This is a genomic window from Enterococcus pallens ATCC BAA-351, from assembly GCF_000407485.1.
GTDB lineage: Bacteria > Bacillota > Bacilli > Lactobacillales > Enterococcaceae > Enterococcus_A > Enterococcus_A pallens.
This window is the reverse complement of sequence record NZ_ASWD01000002.1, coordinates 909,404-927,159: the sequence shown is the minus strand read 5'-3', so window position 1 is coordinate 927,159 and position 17,756 is coordinate 909,404. Positions and strand designations below refer to the sequence as shown.

The window sequence follows — 17,756 nt, the reverse complement described above, 5'->3', positions numbered from 1 at the left end:
ATGGATCAAAAAAAATGGGAAACAGTCTTAGCGAATTATTCTGCGGAAAAAGAATTTATTGAGGATGGCTACTATCGGGTAAGAATGGTGGAGGAAGGGTATCAAATGGCGTATCTTGTGCCAGGACTTTGCGGGGAGACGCTGATTCATCCAGAAATTACGATTGAAGTAGTAGACGGACAAGCTGTCCCCAGCCGTTTGATGGATTTAGAGACAACACCAACCACTCGTTTGTCAGTAAAGGATGGAGATCAGGAGCAAATTGAGGCGCAAGCAGAAGCCTTGCTGGATAAATTTCTAGCGGCTAAAAATCTCGGACATTAAGCTTTTCTTTAGATTTAATTTTTGGAAAGGGATACAATTATGACAGATTGTCATATATGTCGTAAAAGTTGATTTCACGCAGTTTAGATGATTGAAATCAGGCAAATTTCCATGCTAAAGTAAGTCAGTCGAAAAATAAAACTAGTGGGTGAAATCAAATGAAACCATTCCAATCAATTAAACATACAATTCAACTATACGCCCTCGATTGGAAACGAATTGCCAAAAATCCAATCGCGGTCTTACTGATGATCGCTTTGATGATTATTCCATCGCTGTATGCCTGGTTTAATATCAAGGCGTTGTGGGATCCGTATTCTAATACAGGCGAGCTGCCAATTGCTGTCTACAGCGCCGATGCTGGTTCCTCTTTTCAGGGAAAGGACATCGAGATTGGCGATCAGGTAATCGATAATCTGCATAAAAACAAACAATTAGGCTGGCGGTTTGTAGATTCTAAGGAGCAAGTCGTTGAAGGAGTAAAATCAGGTAAATACTATGCCGGCATTTATTTACCAAAAGACTTTTCAGCGGATTTACTAAGCTTTACCTCGGGAGATATTAAGAAACCCAAGATCGAGTATTATTTGAATCAAAAGATCAATGCCATTGCGCCAAAGATTACAGATAAGGGAGCCAGCTCGATTCAACAAGAAATCACAGATGAATTCATCAAAACAGCCAGCTCAACGTTACTGTCAGTCTTCAATGAGATCGGCTACAACATTGACGAAAATCTTGTCAGCATAAACAAAGTCAAGGATCTCATCCTTAAGACCAATGATAATTTGGACGAAATTGATCAATATACTCAAGAAATCGTAGCGGTTCAAGGCAAGCTGCCAGAGCTAAAGCAAAAGCTGGCGCAAGCCAATCAAATACAAGGCTATTTGCCACAGATTGATGATTTAGGACAAAAAATAGTCACCTTGAATCAGAAATTTCCGGAACTAAAACAGCAGGCTAGTGTCATTCTAACGCTACAGCAAAAAATTCCAGAAATTCAACAAGCTGGCCAACAGCTAGCAACAGTGGATTCAGATTTTGCTTCAATCCAACAAACCTTAACTGATGGCATCAATGAAGCAAAACAAGGGTTGCAAATTATTCAACAGGTTCAGCAAATTCTGCCGGATGTACAAAAATTAGGCAACCAGGCCGATGACCTAGCTACTACTACAAAAAACGGAGCAGAGCAGTTAAAGAGTGCGGTGCCAAGTATTGCTAGCAGTGCCAGCGCAACCTTGAGCTCAATTGGCGAAGTAGCAACGGCTACGGATTCTTTATTAGCCAACATTCAAGAGCTATTGAACAAGGAACAATTGACACCTGCTGAGAAGCAGCACATAGCATCCTTGATTCAAGACTTCCAGACAAATATTGCGACCCAGCAAAGTGCAATTGATAATCTAGTCGGTTTTTTGAATCAGTTAAAAGAATATGCTGACAATAATAATTTGCCAGATGCTAGCCAAGCTTTAGCAACGATGGTTAGTCAATTAGGAAACGTAAAAAATAGTTTAGGAGATTTGAGCAATCGACTAGGGAATTTGAACAATCTAGTTCAAAATGGCTCACCTGCCGAAGCAATAGCTTATCTAGATCAAATTCGAACTGTTTCAAAAAATATTGCTAATCTAGTTGCTCAGATTGATGTAAATCAAGCTTCTAAAACCATTACAGATGTCCTAGACAAAGTAATCGGCACCATCACGACTGCGCAAGGAGTATTGAATCAAGCGCAACAAATTGATTTTGCGTCTCTTTTGAACAATACCCAAAAGACAGTTGCCAATGCAATTCCAATTTTGGAAAAGTATCAGCAACAAATGCCAGCGATTGGGCAAGAGGTGCATGATGCCAATGTCTTGTTAAATGGACATATGGATACCATTGTAAATGGCATCAACACAGGTGCTAGCTTGTATAACAATGAATTGCCTGTAGTTGAACAACGGTTAAATCAGGCAGCGAATTTCATGCAAAATGATTGGCCAGGGGTCAAAAATGACATTAATCAAGGCTTAAATATAGCCAATGAAAAAATGCCTGAAGTCGAATCTGCACTGAATATGGCGACGGATTTGATTCAAAATGATTGGCCATCGATTCGCGGCGGAATTCAAAAGGCTGCTGCTGCAATCAATCAAGGGGATCAAACGATTGATTTTGGCGAAGTAATCAAGCTGTTGAAGCTGGATGCACAGAAGGAAAGTAATTTCTTTGCTGAACCAGTTGATCTGCAAACCAACACGATGTATCCAATTGCCAACAATGGTTCAGCTAGTACCCCATTTTATACCGCACTTTGTTTATGGGTAGGAGCCGTTCTATTCTCTAGTGTAACAACTACGGATTTCTATTTGGATAAAAAGGATCGCGGCAAATATACGAAACGTGAACAGTTCAGTGCTCGTATGTTGACTTATATGACGATGGGGATTGCTCAAGCCTTGGTAGTTACCTTGGGAAATTACTTCCTGTTAGGTGTCTACGTGAAGAACCCTGTCTGGAGTGTGCTGTTTGCTCTGTTGATAGTCATTGCCTTTACTATGATGGTGTATGTCCTAGTCGCCCTGTTTGGAACAGTGGGTAAGGGAATTGCCATCATCATACTGGTGCTGTCCATCTCTGGTGGCGGCGGAAACTATCCAATTCAAGTATCCGGCAAGTTTTTCCAAGCAGTAAATCCTTGGCTGCCGTTTACCCATGCAGTCAATCTGTTGCGGGAAAGTGCTGGTGGTATCTACTGGCCTAATGCCAAAATGGATATACTAATTATGATATTTATCGTTATTTTATTTGGAGTCGTCGGTACGTGGGCGTATCCAATTCTTCAACCAAAAATGGCGAAGTTGACCAAGATTTCCCATGAAAGTAAAATCTTCCATTAAGCGAAAGCAGACAGTCATCTTATTGTTGATTGTCTGTTTTTTTGTTGCATGCTTAAGAAGCTATTTTATGTTTGGGTAACCGGTTAGAAGGGAAGTCACAATACTCTGGTAACAAGCAAAGCTTTTGAGAATATGAGCAAGAAAGTGGGAAAGCCAAAAGCGGAGGCAGCAGCTTTTTGCTTAGCTGTCTTTTAGCATAATTTAATCAAAACTAATATTGACTTTTATTAAAAAGGCGAGTAGTATGGCGATTGCTTGTAGTTATTTAGCAGATGAAGACGGCTAATTTGCCTTGCTCAGCTTCTCGCTAAATCTACCAAGCTGCTAGGCAGGATAATGGGAAAGTCTAAAAAAAGCAGCTAAACTAAGAAGAGAAGCTTAAATGGTGCGAAAAACCGAAGCGATTCGTTAAAAATAAGGAGTTGAACAAAGTGAATTATTTGAAACGGCTGCTGGTAGGTAAGCCTTTGAAATCCTCTGAAAATGATGATCAAAGCTTAACCCGATTTGCAGCTTTAGCGATGCTTTCCTCCGATGCACTGTCATCAGTGGCGTATGGTACGGAACAGATCGTAGTTGTGTTAGTAACGTTGTCTGCTGCAGCGATTTGGTATTCGTTGCCAATAGCAGCAGTAGTACTGGTCTTGTTGACCTCGTTGATTCTTTCTTATCGACAAATCATTCATGCGTATCCTCATGGCGGAGGGGCGTATGTTGTCAGCAGTGAGAACCTAGGGAAAAGTGCCGGCTTAATTTCAGGTGGTTCACTGCTAGTGGATTATATGCTGACGGTAGCAGTATCGGTTTCTGCTGGAGCAGAAGCCATTGCGTCAGCCATACCGGCTTTGTATAGTCATCGAGTATTGATTGCTATAATAATTGTATTGCTGTTAATGCTGATGAATTTACGGGGACTTAGAGAGTCCGCTGGCTTTTTGATGCTTCCGGTTTATTCGTTTATTGCTATTATGACTATTTTAATTGTGGTTGGATTATTCAAAATTGTAACCGGAATGGCGCCTATGAATGCAACTGCTCAGCCGGGATCATTTGTACCAGGGATTAGTATCGCCCTGCTGCTGCGGGCCTTCTCATCAGGTTCTTCCTCACTGACTGGGGTTGAAGCCATCAGTAATGCAGTACCGTTCTTTAAGAAACCGCGAGCAAAGAATGCTGCTGGAACCTTAGCCATGATGGGAATTATTCTGGCTTTCTTCTTTACCGGGATTACTTTTTTAAACTATTGGTATGGAATCGTGCCATCTGAACAAGTAACGGTGTTGTCTCAAGTAGGCGAATCGGTTTTCGGTAAAGGGATTATGTACTACATTATGCAGTTTGCGACTGCGTTGATCTTAGCGGTTGCGGCTAACACTGGCTTCTCAGCTTTTCCAGTTCTGGCTTACAACTTGGCGAAAGATAAATATCTTCCTCACCGCTACCAAGATCGCGGGGACCGCTTAGGCTATTCGAATGGGATTATCACGTTGGCATTAGGTTCAATTGTATTGCTGCTGATTTTCCAAGGCTCAACGGAACGCTTAATCCCTTTGTATTCAGTAGGTGTATTTATTCCTTTCACTCTCTCGCAAACGGGAATGGTGAAGAAATGGTACAGTGAAGGTGGTTCATGGTTAAGAAAATCAATCGCTAATATTATCGGCGCACTGATTTCCTTCTCTATTGTGGTTATTCTGTTTGTTTATCGCTTGAATGATATTTGGCCATTCTTCATTATCATGCCGATTTTGATTTATATTTTCTACAAGATTCATAAACATTATCAAAATGTGGCGGAACAATTGCGTTTGGCTGAGGATGTCGAGCTGCATGAATACGATGGCAATACGGTCATTGTATTGGTGGGAAATGTCACTCAAGTAAATATTGGAGCGATTAATTATGCGCGTTCAATTGGTGATTATATCCTTGCGATGCATGTGTCCTTAGATGAAAATTCGGAAAAGGAAAAGGAAATTCAAAAGGAATTTAAAGAGAAGTTTCCTGATATTCGTTTCTCCGTGGTACATTCACCGTATCGTTCAATTATTAATCCTGTTACTCGTTATGTTGATCGGGTAAGTAAGAAATCCAAGAAATACAACTATACAACGACGGTATTAATTCCAGAGTTCGTACCGAACAAAGCGTGGAAGCTTTCCCTGCATAACCAAACGGCTTTGCGCTTGCGTTTACGATTGTCCTATCGGGATGATATTATTATCAGTACCTATAACTATCATTTGAAGAAATAAAAAAAAGCTAGAAACGGTGTGTGTACCACTGTTTCTAGCTTTTTTGCTATTTGCTTGTTTTAGTTGCTGGATCTAAACGGCGTTCCACTAAGCCTAACAGCCAGTCAGTAATAATTGCCATTAAGGCTGTCGGCAGTGCACCGGCTAAAATAATCGCAGTACCATCCGTGGCATTTGTCCCACGTATAATGATATCTCCTAAGCCGCCTGCTCCCACGAAGGCACCAATGGCTGTAATACCAATGGCAACAACCAAGGCATTCCGAATCCCTGCCATAATGACTGAGACCGATAAAGGTAATTCAATCATGTATAAGCGTTGGAAAGAAGTCATCCCCATGCCTTTCCCCACGTCCAAGGCATTCCGATCGACCTGGCGCATTCCGGTATAGGTATTTTTGATGATTGGCAAAAGGGAGTAAAGAAACACGGTTAGAATAACCACGTTTGCTCCTAGTCCTAAGCCCAACATCAAAATCGAAATCATCGCCAATGAAGGGATGGTTTGAATGATGTTTGCAATCCGGATCACCCAGTTGGCTAATTTGTAATGTTTAGAAATGAAGATACCTACCGGGATGCCTACCAAAGCAGCAAAAAGTACCCCATAAATTGAAATCAAGAAGTGGCGATAGAATTGTGAGAAGACATAGCCGCCATTCACTTGAAAATATTCAAAGAATTGTTGAAACGTGTTCATGTTTTCCATTGCGCTCACTTCCCTTCAAAGTAATTGTGCTCTTCTAAGAACTCCTTGGCTACTACAGATGGTTCCACCAAGTCGTTATCGGCACGATAGTTTAATTTCTGCATTTGTTCGGTATCAATCGTTCCGGCCAATTTATCTAAGGCTTCACGAATTTTTGGATTTTTTCTTAGAACTTCATCAGTTGCGACAGCAGCTGCGTCGTAGGGTGGGAAGAAATTCAAGTCGTCTTCCAGCATCACTAAGTCATAACTGGCAATCCGGCCATCGGTAGAGTAGCCCAGCACAATATCCATTCTTCCAGCATCTACTGCATCATAAACCAAACCAATCTGCATTGGCAGAATCGATGAGAATTCAAAACCATAGGCCTGCTTGAAGCCATCATAGCCATCGCCTTCACGAGTAATCCAAGCGGTATCAACTCCAGCTGTTAGTTCGCCGGCAACGTTTTTCAAGTCACTAACCTTTTTCAAGTTATACTTTTCAGCGGTATCCTTGCGAACTAAGAAAACATAGGTATTATCAAAGCCGTAAGAAGGGAACCAGGTTTGCTGGTAGCGTTTCTCGAACTCATTGCTGACTAGATCGAAAGCTTTTTCCGGGTCTTTTTCAGCTGGCAGTCCCAAAGTAGTGGTGACATCTGTACCAGTATAACGAGCTGCTGAGATCGACGCATTATTGTTCATCATTGCTTGATGATTAATGGTTGTAGTCGCTAAGTTGTTAATGACTGTAGTATTCAAGTCGGTATAATGTTCGATCATTTCGGACACGATACCACCTAAAATCTGAGCCTCCGAGGTCACTCCGCCAGTAATTCCGACAGTGTCCTCGTTATCATTAGAGGATAACCCAGGGAATGAACAGCTGCTTAGAAAAAGTAGCGCGAGTCCTAACATAAGTAATTTTGCTTTCTTCACAGACTACTCCTCCTTCCGTAGTGCAGCTGGGGTCATTTTGTCTTCCAATACGCCCAACAAGAAGTCTGACAATAAAGCGATAATGATAACAGGAATTGTTCCGGCAAAAATCAATGGCGGTTGGAAGTTGTTCAATCCGCTAAAGATCAAATCACCTAATCCACCAGCACCAATATAAGAAGCCAAGGTTGCCCAAGCCACTACGTATACAGCAGCCAGACGAATCCCAGCCATAATAGTAGGCATAGCAATTGGCAGTTCAACTGAAATAATTGATTGCATGTTGGTCATGCCCATCCCTTTGGCGACATCTCGGTAATTGCTGTCAACATTTTTCATACCAATATAAGTATTACGCAAAATCGGCAACAAAGAATAGATAAACAGTGCAATGATCGCAGGCAGTTTTCCGACCCCGAAAAAGGGGATCATTAAAGCCAACAATGCTAGTGAAGGGACGGTTTGCAAAACACTGGCAATTCCGATAACTATATTGGCAACCTTAGGCAAGCGGGTCAATAAAATTCCTAAAGGTACCGCAAACAAAATACCTAAGCCAAGTGCAAAAGCAGAAATATAAATATGCTCGGCACTCTTAGTCAGGATTTGTCCGCCGTATTCATTAATGAATTGTTGCATGCTTACGCCTCCTCATTCGTAGCGGTAATCGGTCCAGCAGCACTGATGACAGCATCTTCCTCGCCCCATAATGCATCATAGACAATATCCACCAAGGAAACACGAGTCAAGATACCAACTAGATGCTTATGATCATCCACTACTGGGACGTATTTAACGCCGCGTTTTAGAATACGCTGCAAACTGTCACGCAGCAAAGCAGACTCTTTTACATAAAATACTTTTGTGTTGATAATATCGCCTACACTAGTTGCTGCACTGCGACGACGTTCCTTTTCGATGGTTTCAACATCCACGAAGCCCTTTAAGGTGTTGTCTTCATCGACAATCAGTAAGGTATCCACCCGTTTTTCCCGCATTAGACGAACGGCACTTTGCAGGCTCTTTTCAGGAGTAATTGAAACAGCGGTGTGCATCATAATTTCGCCAACTGTTGTCGTATCTGATTTGGCCTGCAGCAGACGATCCTCACCTAAAAGCTCTTCAACGAAATCATTGGCAGGGGCACGTAGAATATTTTCTGGTGTATCAAACTGAATAACATGACCACCATCCATAATAGCGATTCGACTGGCTAATTTCAGGGCTTCATCCATATCATGGGTAACAAATACGATGGTTTTCCCTAAACGTTCCTGAAGATCCTTTACTAGATCCTGCAAGGAATCACGGGTAATAGGGTCTAAGGCACCGAAGGGTTCATCCATCAGAATAATGTCTTGATCGGCAGCTAAGGCACGAACAACCCCGATCCGCTGCTGCTGTCCACCAGACAGCTCATGCGGGTAACGGTCCAGCATATCTCTAGGCAGCTCGACTAAATCAATCATTCGTTCAGCTGTCTTATCACGTTTGTCTTGATCGACTTTTAATAATTTTTGTACGAGGGTAATATTTTCACGGATTGTCATATGGGGCATTAAACCGATGTTTTGAATGACATAACCAATTTGACGGCGCAGCTCGACAGGGTTAATTTGCTGAATGTCCTCACCATCAATTTTGATGGTTCCTTCGGTGGGATCAATCATCCGATTAATCATCCGCATCGTCGTGGTTTTCCCGCTCCCGCTAGTACCAATTAAACAAATAAACTCACCCTTATTGAAGGAAAGGTTGACATTTTCGACGGCCATTTTGTTGCCTGGGTATATTTTTGAAACGTTATCAAATTCAATCATTTTTTTCCACCTTTATATCCTTTCAATCATTTCTGATACTTCTAGTATGCTATAAATATGAGAAAAAGACAAATCTGAAAGCTTTTATCAGGTCTAAAATGGCGTATTACAGGCATTTTATAAGATTATAAAATAACTAATAGATGTGATTTTAATTATTAAGGAAGCTTATAATAAGCACTGTATAGCTTGGCAGAAAAGCAAAAAGAGTCAAAAAAATAAAAAAACAATCCTCCGCAACGAATGGAAGGATTGAAGATTTTTGACTAATTTTCGGGATAAAGCTGCTTTTCGATCTCATTTCGTTGATTTTCTAAGAAGGGCGGCAGGGCAAAAGACTCTCCTAAATGAGCCAAATCTTCGTCGATGGTGAAGCCCGGCCCCATTGTCGCAAACTCAACTCGAATGCCGCCTGGTTCACGAATATAAAGACTCTTAAAGTAGCCGCGAGAAACAATTTTCTCAATCTGCCATTGCTGCTCTTGCGCTTTCTTGTAAAGAGCTGTTAAGGTGTCCTCATCCTTTAATGCAAAGGCGACATGGTCGATGCTGCCACGTCCCATGCGGCTAGTATCGGTGGTATCTGAGGCAGAAATTTTTACGAATTCCTGAGAGCTTAAAGGGATCACACCATCTTCTGTCTGCCAGTCCAGTAGTTTTCTGAAGAATTCGCTAGTCTTTGCCGGTTCAGGCACATGGAAATGGATGGAGCGCAAGCCCAACAGCTGCTTGTCCGCCGGTACCTCATTAGCCACTCGATGATTTTCATTTAACGGCGGCTGATCTGTTTCCGTAAAAATGAGGGCTACACCATCTGGATCATTAAAGAGCAGCTGATTTTGCTGCTGCGTGAAGGGAACCTGCTGCTTTTCTAGCCGCTCTTTCCAGTATGACAAGCTTCCTGCCGGTAAATTCCACTCCACTTCTGCTAAATAATGGTCATTATCGTAGCGATGGCCTAGTTTAGGAACGACAAAGAAGGTAATAACTGAGCCAGGAGCACCTTGATAGTCTCCATAATAATAATGAAGCATGCGATGATTGTCTTGATTGACTGTATTTTTGACAAATCGCAGGCCGAGTAAGTGGGTATAAAAGGCAACATTTTCTTCCTTGTGTCGCGTCAATAGTGAAACATGATGATAGTAGGTCATAATGGTTTGCTCCTTTAATGGTAAATTTATAATGAATGCTATTTAGCTATCGAAAATCTTCATCGGTATTACTTTTACTAAAAGTAAGTATAACGCACATTTAATAGGATTCAAAGGAGTCTGCTTTCCATTCCAGTCCATGCGTGTTAGAATAGCCGAGGAAATACCGTTGCTAGGATAGAGACGGTCACGAATACTTTAATAGAAAAAAGGAAGAAAAATATGTTAACTACAGAAGATTTTGATTTTGATTTGCCTGAGGAACTGATCGCTCAAACCCCACTGTCTAAGCGAGACAGCTCCCGCCTGCTGATCTTGGATCGCCAAACAGGAGAGGTAGAGGATAAGCATTTCCATGACATTATTGATGAATTAGCACCAGGAGATGCCCTAGTAATGAACGACACGCGTGTCTTACCAGCCCGTTTATATGGTGAAAAGCCAGAAACCGGCGGACATTTGGAAGTTCTTTTATTGAATAATACTCAAGGAGACCAGTGGGAAACCTTGATTAAACCCGCTCGCCGGGCCAAAGTTGGCACAAAAATCGTCTTTGGTGATGGCCGCTTGCGGGCGGAAGTAAAAGAAGAGCTGGAGCATGGCGGACGAATTGTGGAGTTTCAATATGAAGGGATTTTTCTAGAAAACCTGGAATCATTAGGCGAAATGCCTCTGCCTCCATACATCAAGGAGCGCCTGGAAGATCCAGATCGTTACCAAACGGTTTATGCCAAAGAAAATGGTTCAGCAGCTGCCCCAACAGCAGGTTTGCATTTTACACCAGAGCTGCTGCAGGCAATTGAAGCAAAAGGGATAAAACTGGTTTATTTAACTCTGCATGTCGGGTTAGGCACCTTCCGACCAGTCAGTGTGGACAATATTGCTGAACACGAAATGCACAGCGAGTTTTATCGCCTGACTCAAGAAGCGGCTGATCAATTAAACGCAGTACGTGAAAATGGCGGCAAAATCGTAGCCGTAGGAACTACCTCGATTCGTACCTTGGAAACAATCGGAACCAAATTCAACGGTGAAATTAAGGCTGACAGCGGCTGGACGGATATCTTCATTACTCCTGGGTATGAATTTAAAGTAGTCCAAGCCTTCTCCACCAATTTCCATTTGCCAAAATCAACCTTAGTGATGCTGGTAAGTGCCTTTGCTGGAAGAGAAAATACCTTGGCCGCTTATCAGCATGCCATTGACGAACGCTATCGTTTCTTTAGCTTTGGCGATGCCATGTTCGTGAAGTAGGTTCGGCTATAGGAAGTATAAGAACGGATACTACTACTTTATCAGCTTACAATACCCTTTCTAACAGCTACTATTGGGAAAGTTGTTGTAAGCTGTTTTTTTAGTGTTGTACTAAATGACCTGAATAAATTACCAAAAAAGTAGCTGTGCTGTTGTGACATTTTGAAAAATCAGGATTATTCAAAATATCTAATCATTCGTTAGAAGCTATTATGAAATCTTCAAATTCAAAGACTAGGACCATTATGTGTAGATGGATTTATTAATCTTTAGGGAAGAAAGATAGGTAATAGTCAATTACCACAGATAGCGAAAAATTAAATGGAGATGATTAAAATCTGCCTCCAGGCTTACCTTTCTTATACATAGAATTCTGCTGTTGGAATAGGCTTCTCATCAAGTATTAAAAATGAGTTTCGTCAACCTCAAGCTTAGCGAGTGCTTCGTTAAGTTCATTCAGCTCAGTCTGAGTAAGAATGATATCTGCACTACCAAGATTTTCTTTGAGACGATGGAGCTTTGTTGTACCAGGGATTGGAATAATGAACGGTTTTTGAGCTAGCTCCCAAGCGAAGACGATTTGTGCGGATGTAGCGTTTTTACGTGCAGCAACATCTGCGATAATATCTAGGAGTGCTTTATTATGGTCAATCACTTCAGGTTTGAAACGACCCATGAAATTTCTGAAATCTCCTTCAGGAAACTTGGTGTCTTTTGAGATTTTTCCACTTAGAAAACCATTTCCCAGCGGACTATAAGCCACAAAAGAGATGCCATAGGCTTCGCACAAATCGAATAGTTCTTTTTCAGGTTCTCTCCACACCATAGAATATTGATTTTCAACGGCTGAAACTGGACAAACAGCATGTGCTCTTTTAATATAATTAATTGGCGCGTTTGATACTCCCCATGCTTTTATCTTTCCTTCTGCAATCAATTCTTTCATCGTTGCTGCTACAATTTCCGGCTCAACGTTTGGATCTACCCGATGTTGATAGTACAGATCAATAGCATCTGTTCTTAGGCGTTTCAGTGATCCTTCTAATTGTTCTCGGATTGACTTAGGCTGACTGTTTAAAATATTTTGTGGCTCTCCATCTACGATTTCTTGTCCTATGATACCAAATTTTGTTGCTAACACGACCTGCTCGCGAAGGGGTTCAAAGGCTTCGCCTAACAATTCTTCATTGGCTTCTCCATAAACTACGGCTGTATCAAAAAAATTACAGCCAAGTTCAACGGCTTTACGCAAAAGTTTAATCATTTCGCTACGATCGGCTTGAGGACCATAGGCGTGGTCCATTCCCATTGTTCCTAAACCAATTGCAGAAATCTCAATAGCTGTTTTACCTAATCGTCTCATTTTCATATCTGCTTCGCTCCATTCGATAGTTAGTATAGGACTTATCTTAAACTATGGAGTTAACTCAAGCGCAAGACATTTGTCAAATTTTCTCTACGGTGGTTTCCTTATCTTCTGCTTTTTCGCCGAGCGAATACAAATCAATCAAAAGAATACTGATTCATTGCTTGCCTAGGAGTTCACTCCATAGTTTATACTAGTAATACAAAATAAGTGAAGGAGAACTAGCATGAATATCAAAGAAGTCAGTCAAAAATATGATCTTTCTATAGATACGTTGAGATATTACGAGCGAATCGGTTTGCTGCCGAAAGTAAATCGGATGAAGAATGGGTATCGAGATTATTCAGAATATGATGAAAATTGGGTTTTCTATATCAAATCAATGCGAAGTGCAGGGATTTCGGTGGAAACATTAATTGAGTACGTAACACTTTTTCAACAAGGTGCTGAGACGATACCTGCCCGAAAGGAACTACTTTTGGACCAGCGAGAAGATTTAGCCTTGCGAATCAGCGATATGCAAAATGTGTTAGCTCGGTTAGATAAAAAAATTGAGGGGTACGAGGAACGAGTATTAAAGTATGAAGCCAATGAATTGGATGGATGATCGATGAGTGGAAGTTAATAGGTTTGAAATAAGTCAGGGCATAAACGAAAGACTTCTCCCCGATGCTCATTCTTCGCTACTTTTTCAGCAGTTCAGTATAATGAATATAAATGAAAACGTTTCGTTGAAAGGGCGGCGAAAAAATGTCAATAACAACCGATATTGCTTATCACGGAGAAACAAAGCAGCATACTTTCTTTGAAGGCTGGTATTTGAAACATCAAATAGAGCAACAGGCCTATGCTTTTATTCCAGGGATTTCGATTGAGCAGGATGGAAGTAAGCACCCTTTTATTCAAATTATTCATGACGACAGCTCTCATATGATTCATTTTGCTGAGGATGATTTTTTTGCAGAAAAGGATCATTTTCATGTGCGCATTGGCAACAATGTGTTTGGAGAAGAAGGAATCTCATTAGACATTCAGGATGAGAAAGAGAAGCTAGCTATCTCAGGACAAATTACTTACGGGCCATTTGCACCAATTCAACGGAGTAAATTTGCACCAAGCATCATGGGTCCTTTTTCTTATTTAAGCTTTATGGAATGCTATCATGGCATTTTAAGTATGGAGCATTCTTTACAGGGCAGTCTTACTTGGAATGGGCAGGTGATTGATTTTTCTGGAGGAACAGGCTATATCGAGAAGGATTGGGGAACGTCATTTCCTAAGGCCTATATTTGGGTACAATCGAATAAATTTTCGAAGAGAGATGTTCAGTTTTTCTTTTCCTTGGCAGATATTCCGTTTATCGGCTTCGAGTTTTTGGGCTTAATCTGTGTGTTAGTAATTGCTGGAAAAGAATACCGAATTGCCACTTATCATGGGGGAAAGGTTCAATCCATTACCCGAGAAAATGAGCAGCTGATAATAACCCTTAAACAAAAAGATTTAGTATTAAGAATAGCTGTTGATAGTCGTGTGGGCCACGCGTTAATGGCACCAAGCCAAGGTGAAATGAACCGGATTATCCGTGAAAATGCGAATACGACCATTAATATCACTTTAATGGAACAAGGTAAACAGATCTTTGAAGGCGAGGGCCGAATGTCGGGATTTGAAGAGGTCGGTCAGGTTAGCTCTTTTACCTATTAATGAGTGATAGAAATCTGAAACCCACAACTTAAAAGCGTAGAGCAGAGGAGCTGCTCTACGTTTTTTCTTTTCCTTCTAATCGATATTCCCGCGGTGTCACACCTAGATACTCTTTGAAGTGCCGATTAAAGCTCCGTAAAGAATCATAGCCCACGTAAGCCGCAATATAGGCGATTTCCAATTTGGTAGCTTTAATCAAGGAGGATGCATAAGCCATGCGAATGGTTAAAAGCAAGTCAGAAAAGTTGATAGACAGATCATCTTGCAGCGTTTGCTTAATTGTGTGAGGGCTCAAGAAAAGGCGCTTTGCTACATCATCCAGACTAATACTCTCTTTGAAATGCTCTGCGACAAACAGGATGATTTTCCAGACCGTATCAGCTTTCTCGTGAATAGTTGTTTCCTGTGGTAAATTGCTCTTCCGATAGGCCTCAGGTGTCGTTCCCTTTAGCTTCTTAAACACTCGATAAAAGGTGGCCGGCGATTTGTAACCAACATAGCGTTGAATATAGGCAATCGACAATTCAGTAAACGGCATCATGGCACAGGCATTGCGAATGCGAATCTCATGCAAATTGCCCATAAAGTTTGTTCCGGTTTTTTGATAAAGCTGATGGTTCAACTGGGTTACCGAGAGCTGGAATTTTTCGGCCACTGTTTTAGCACTCAGTTCTTGATTGAAGTACAAATGCATGTATTGCAAAGCTTGCCAAATAGCTGTTTGTTCCTGCGGGATTTTTTCCGCCTGCTGAGAGGCTCGCTCAAAATACAAAGAAAGCTTCGTTAATTCGGCAATTATTAAATTGTCACAGTAAATATCCGCCTGTTCTTTTTCCTCCAAAATTTCGATAAAAGATTGCTGTACCTTCATCTGGTTAGTGAGAGGGATAGTCACTACTGGGGGTAAATTCTCGAGAATGTAATAGCTGCTGTAACGCTTTGACAAATCAACATCTACATACATCAAAACCGAAAGTGGAAATCGGCAATAGATATACTCAACTGTCACGGCCTTATTTTCTAAAGCATGAATGTGAAAGGGAAAAAGCCGAATTAATGCTCCTGGTTCAAAATCATATTGTCGACCATTGACATGCAAGCTCCCTTGACCACTCATAATATAAATCAGTTCAATACAATCATGGGCATGCAATTCCTCAGAACGGATCAGCTTTTTCTGTTCAGCTTCAAAAGCAACAGGTTCAAAGGATTGCTGGTGATACTCCGCTAAGGAATAAGTGTGAATATTTTCGTAATCTCCCACAAGGAATTCCTCCTCTCAAGTTCAGAATACCATAAATGATAGCGTTTTTTTAGTTAATGGCTAATAAAATGAGAATAGATGTGATCCTTTTGTCCAGAATGGTTTCAAAAGGTGTGAGAAAATATTGTTGAATCATTCACAAGGAGGAGGATATATTATGTTTCCGACACTTTTTTTACCGGTCACTATTCGCCAACTGACTTTGAAGAATCGTGCCATTATGCCAGCAATGGGTACTAAGTTCCCGAAGGACAACCAAGTAACACAGCAATTGATTGATTTTCATGTAGAACGGGTAAAAGGCGGATCCGCCTTGAACATGGTTGAGGTAACTGGGGTTCATGCAGGCTCCATTCCTAGTCACTATCTGTCGTTAGCAGAAGATCGTTTCATTCCCGGAATGCAGGAATTAACAGCCGCAATCCACGAGTACGGCGGAAAAGCCGGCGTTCAGCTTTGGCAAGGCAGTATCGCAGTTGCCGCGGACCCGACTTCTCAGGTGATTGTTGCCAGTGACATGCCGGTATCACCCGAATACACGATTCCGGGTGCCAGTAAAGAATTGATTGCTGAGCTGATTGAGTGCTATCGGCAAGCAGCTCGCCGTGCAGTAGAGGCAGATTTTGATTGTGTAGAAATCCATTTAGGTCACAATTATATTTTGCATTCCTTCCTATCTGGAGGAATCAATCGCCGAACCGATGAATACGGCGGCAGTCTAGAAAATCGTGCACGCTTCCCGTTGGCTGTAATTGAGGCAGTTCGTTCTGCGCTGCCAGACACGATGCCTTTGTTTATGCGGATTGACGCCCATGATGACTATCTGGAAAATGGACTAACCATTGAGGAAGTCATCCAGTTTATTAAGTGGGCCAAGGAACGTGGTGTAGATGTTGCGGATGTTTCTCGCGGCAATATCATCTCCAGCGGCTTGAAATACGAAGTGCCGCCAATTGATATTCCCTTCGGCTTCAACATTGAAAATGCGGCGCGCATAAAAGCAGAAACTGGCATAATCACCATGGGAGTCGGTCGGGTGAATCGACCGGAATTAGCTGAAGAAATTCTGGCGGCTGGAAAAGTAGATTTGATTGGGATCGGCCGTGCCCAGCTATCTGATCCAGATTTCTTGAATAAGGCCGAAGCAGGCAAGCTAGAAGACATTGTTTACTGTGTTGGCTGTAACCAAGGCTGCTATGATGCCTGTGAACGAGCGGATATCCCTCACATTACTTGCTTGAGAAATCCAGCGGTGGGGAAAGAACGAGAATACCGGTTGAAACCAGCTGATGAAATGAAGAAAATTGTGGTTGCTGGTGGAGGAATGGCTGGAATGGAAGCTGCAATGACGTTGAAGGAACGCGGATTTGATGTCATTTTGGCGGAAGCATCCGATCGTTTAGGCGGACAATTCCTATTGGCTGGCATGGCACCTCGCAAGCAGGAAATGAAGGATGCCGCTGAATTGAAGGGCGAACAAATGCAACGAGCGGGGGTAGAAGTACGGTTGAATACGCCCGTCACACCTGATCTGTTAGCTGAACTGAAACCAGATGTAGTCATCAATGCTATTGGTGCACAGCCACTTATACCAGCGATTCCGGGAATTGAAGGGCAGAACGTGCATAACTTTGTAGACATTTTACAAAACAAACCACATTTGGCAGGTAAAACGGTGGTTATCGGTGGTGGCTTAGTCGGTCTAGAGGTAGCTGAAACTTTGGCAGAAACTGGTGGTGAGGTTACCGTGATTGAGATGACCGACACGATTGCCAAAGATCTAGGCTCAACTAGAAAAATCACTGTGATGGAACATTTATATGCAGATAACGTTGTAACCATGACCGAGACTACGTGCTTAAGTATTTCTGATGACGGTGTCCTTGTAATGAAGGAGGGCAAAGAAGAACGTTTGCCAAGTGATCATGTTGTCTTGGCCATTGGTTCTCGAAGTCGCGCCTTCGAAGCCATTGCCGACTATTGCGAAACACAAGGGCTGGATTATTATGTAATCGGCGATGCGCTGCAGCCGCGTCGGGCAATCGATGCAACAGCAGAAGCCGCAGAATTAGCGAGAAGTATTTAATATTAG

Annotated in this window: 14 protein-coding genes; 7 read left to right on the top strand and 7 right to left on the bottom strand. The window is 41.9% G+C overall.

Annotated features, from left to right (window positions below):
- The 3 genes from I588_RS10850 (at window position 1) to I588_RS10840 (ending at window position 5,473) form a co-directional block, all read left to right on the top strand.
- On the top strand, window positions 1-324 hold the full coding sequence (locus I588_RS10850) for a hypothetical protein (protein WP_010756513.1): 324 nt from the start codon (window positions 1-3) through the stop codon (window positions 322-324).
- Between the two features lie 158 nt (window positions 325-482).
- Complete coding sequence (locus I588_RS10845) at window positions 483-3,218, top strand: YhgE/Pip domain-containing protein (protein ID WP_010756514.1); 2,736 nt, start codon at window positions 483-485, stop codon at window positions 3,216-3,218.
- A 431-nt stretch (window positions 3,219-3,649) separates the two neighbouring features.
- Complete coding sequence (locus I588_RS10840) at window positions 3,650-5,473, top strand: APC family permease (RefSeq protein ID WP_010756515.1); 1,824 nt, start codon at window positions 3,650-3,652, stop codon at window positions 5,471-5,473.
- Between the two features lie 46 nt (window positions 5,474-5,519).
- Here the strand turns inward: I588_RS10840 and I588_RS10835 are convergent, their stop codons facing one another.
- The 5 genes from I588_RS10835 to I588_RS10815 all read right to left on the bottom strand — a co-directional run bounded on the left by I588_RS10835 (window position 5,520) and on the right by I588_RS10815 (window position 10,076).
- The gene (locus tag I588_RS10835) at window positions 5,520-6,182 is read right to left on the bottom strand and encodes an ABC transporter permease (protein WP_010756516.1); all 663 of its coding nucleotides are present in this window, start codon (window positions 6,180-6,182) and stop codon (window positions 5,520-5,522) included.
- Between the two features lie 5 nt (window positions 6,183-6,187).
- On the bottom strand, window positions 6,188-7,081 hold the full coding sequence (locus I588_RS10830; protein ID WP_211219406.1) for an osmoprotectant ABC transporter substrate-binding protein: 894 nt from the start codon (window positions 7,079-7,081) through the stop codon (window positions 6,188-6,190).
- Window positions 7,082-7,105: 24 nt separating this feature from the next.
- Window positions 7,106-7,741, bottom strand: a complete 636-nt coding sequence (locus tag I588_RS10825; protein ID WP_010756518.1) for an ABC transporter permease — start codon at window positions 7,739-7,741, stop codon at window positions 7,106-7,108.
- A gap of 2 nt (window positions 7,742-7,743) precedes the next feature.
- On the bottom strand, window positions 7,744-8,922 hold the full coding sequence (locus I588_RS10820; protein ID WP_010756519.1) for a betaine/proline/choline family ABC transporter ATP-binding protein: 1,179 nt from the start codon (window positions 8,920-8,922) through the stop codon (window positions 7,744-7,746).
- Window positions 8,923-9,188: 266 nt separating this feature from the next.
- Window positions 9,189-10,076 carry a VOC family protein gene (locus I588_RS10815; protein ID WP_010756520.1) on the bottom strand — a complete coding sequence of 296 codons (888 nt, stop codon included), beginning with the start codon at window positions 10,074-10,076 and terminating at the stop codon, window positions 9,189-9,191.
- Between the two features lie 222 nt (window positions 10,077-10,298).
- Between I588_RS10815 and queA the strand changes: the two genes are divergently transcribed.
- A complete protein-coding gene (gene queA, locus I588_RS10810) occupies window positions 10,299-11,330 on the top strand; it encodes a tRNA preQ1(34) S-adenosylmethionine ribosyltransferase-isomerase QueA (RefSeq protein WP_010756521.1) in 1,032 nt (343 codons plus the stop codon).
- Window positions 11,331-11,733: 403 nt separating this feature from the next.
- Here the strand turns inward: queA and I588_RS10805 are convergent, their stop codons facing one another.
- On the bottom strand, window positions 11,734-12,699 hold the full coding sequence (locus tag I588_RS10805; RefSeq protein ID WP_010756522.1) for an aldo/keto reductase: 966 nt from the start codon (window positions 12,697-12,699) through the stop codon (window positions 11,734-11,736).
- Between the two features lie 223 nt (window positions 12,700-12,922).
- Between I588_RS10805 and I588_RS10800 the strand changes: the two genes are divergently transcribed.
- The gene (locus I588_RS10800) at window positions 12,923-13,303 is read left to right on the top strand and encodes a MerR family transcriptional regulator (protein ID WP_010756523.1); all 381 of its coding nucleotides are present in this window, start codon (window positions 12,923-12,925) and stop codon (window positions 13,301-13,303) included.
- A 143-nt stretch (window positions 13,304-13,446) separates the two neighbouring features.
- The gene (locus I588_RS10795) at window positions 13,447-14,400 is read left to right on the top strand and encodes a tocopherol cyclase family protein (RefSeq protein WP_010756524.1); all 954 of its coding nucleotides are present in this window, start codon (window positions 13,447-13,449) and stop codon (window positions 14,398-14,400) included.
- Window positions 14,401-14,455: 55 nt separating this feature from the next.
- Here I588_RS10795 and I588_RS10790 read toward each other — a convergent pair whose 3' ends face one another.
- Window positions 14,456-15,664 carry a helix-turn-helix transcriptional regulator gene (locus tag I588_RS10790; RefSeq protein WP_010756525.1) on the bottom strand — a complete coding sequence of 403 codons (1,209 nt, stop codon included), beginning with the start codon at window positions 15,662-15,664 and terminating at the stop codon, window positions 14,456-14,458.
- A gap of 157 nt (window positions 15,665-15,821) precedes the next feature.
- On the opposite strand from I588_RS10790, the gene baiCD reads away from it, so the two are divergent.
- On the top strand, window positions 15,822-17,750 hold the full coding sequence (gene baiCD, locus I588_RS10785; RefSeq protein ID WP_010756526.1) for a bile acid Fe-S flavoenzyme BaiCD: 1,929 nt from the start codon (window positions 15,822-15,824) through the stop codon (window positions 17,748-17,750).
- The last annotated feature ends 6 nt before the right edge of the window (window positions 17,751-17,756 follow it).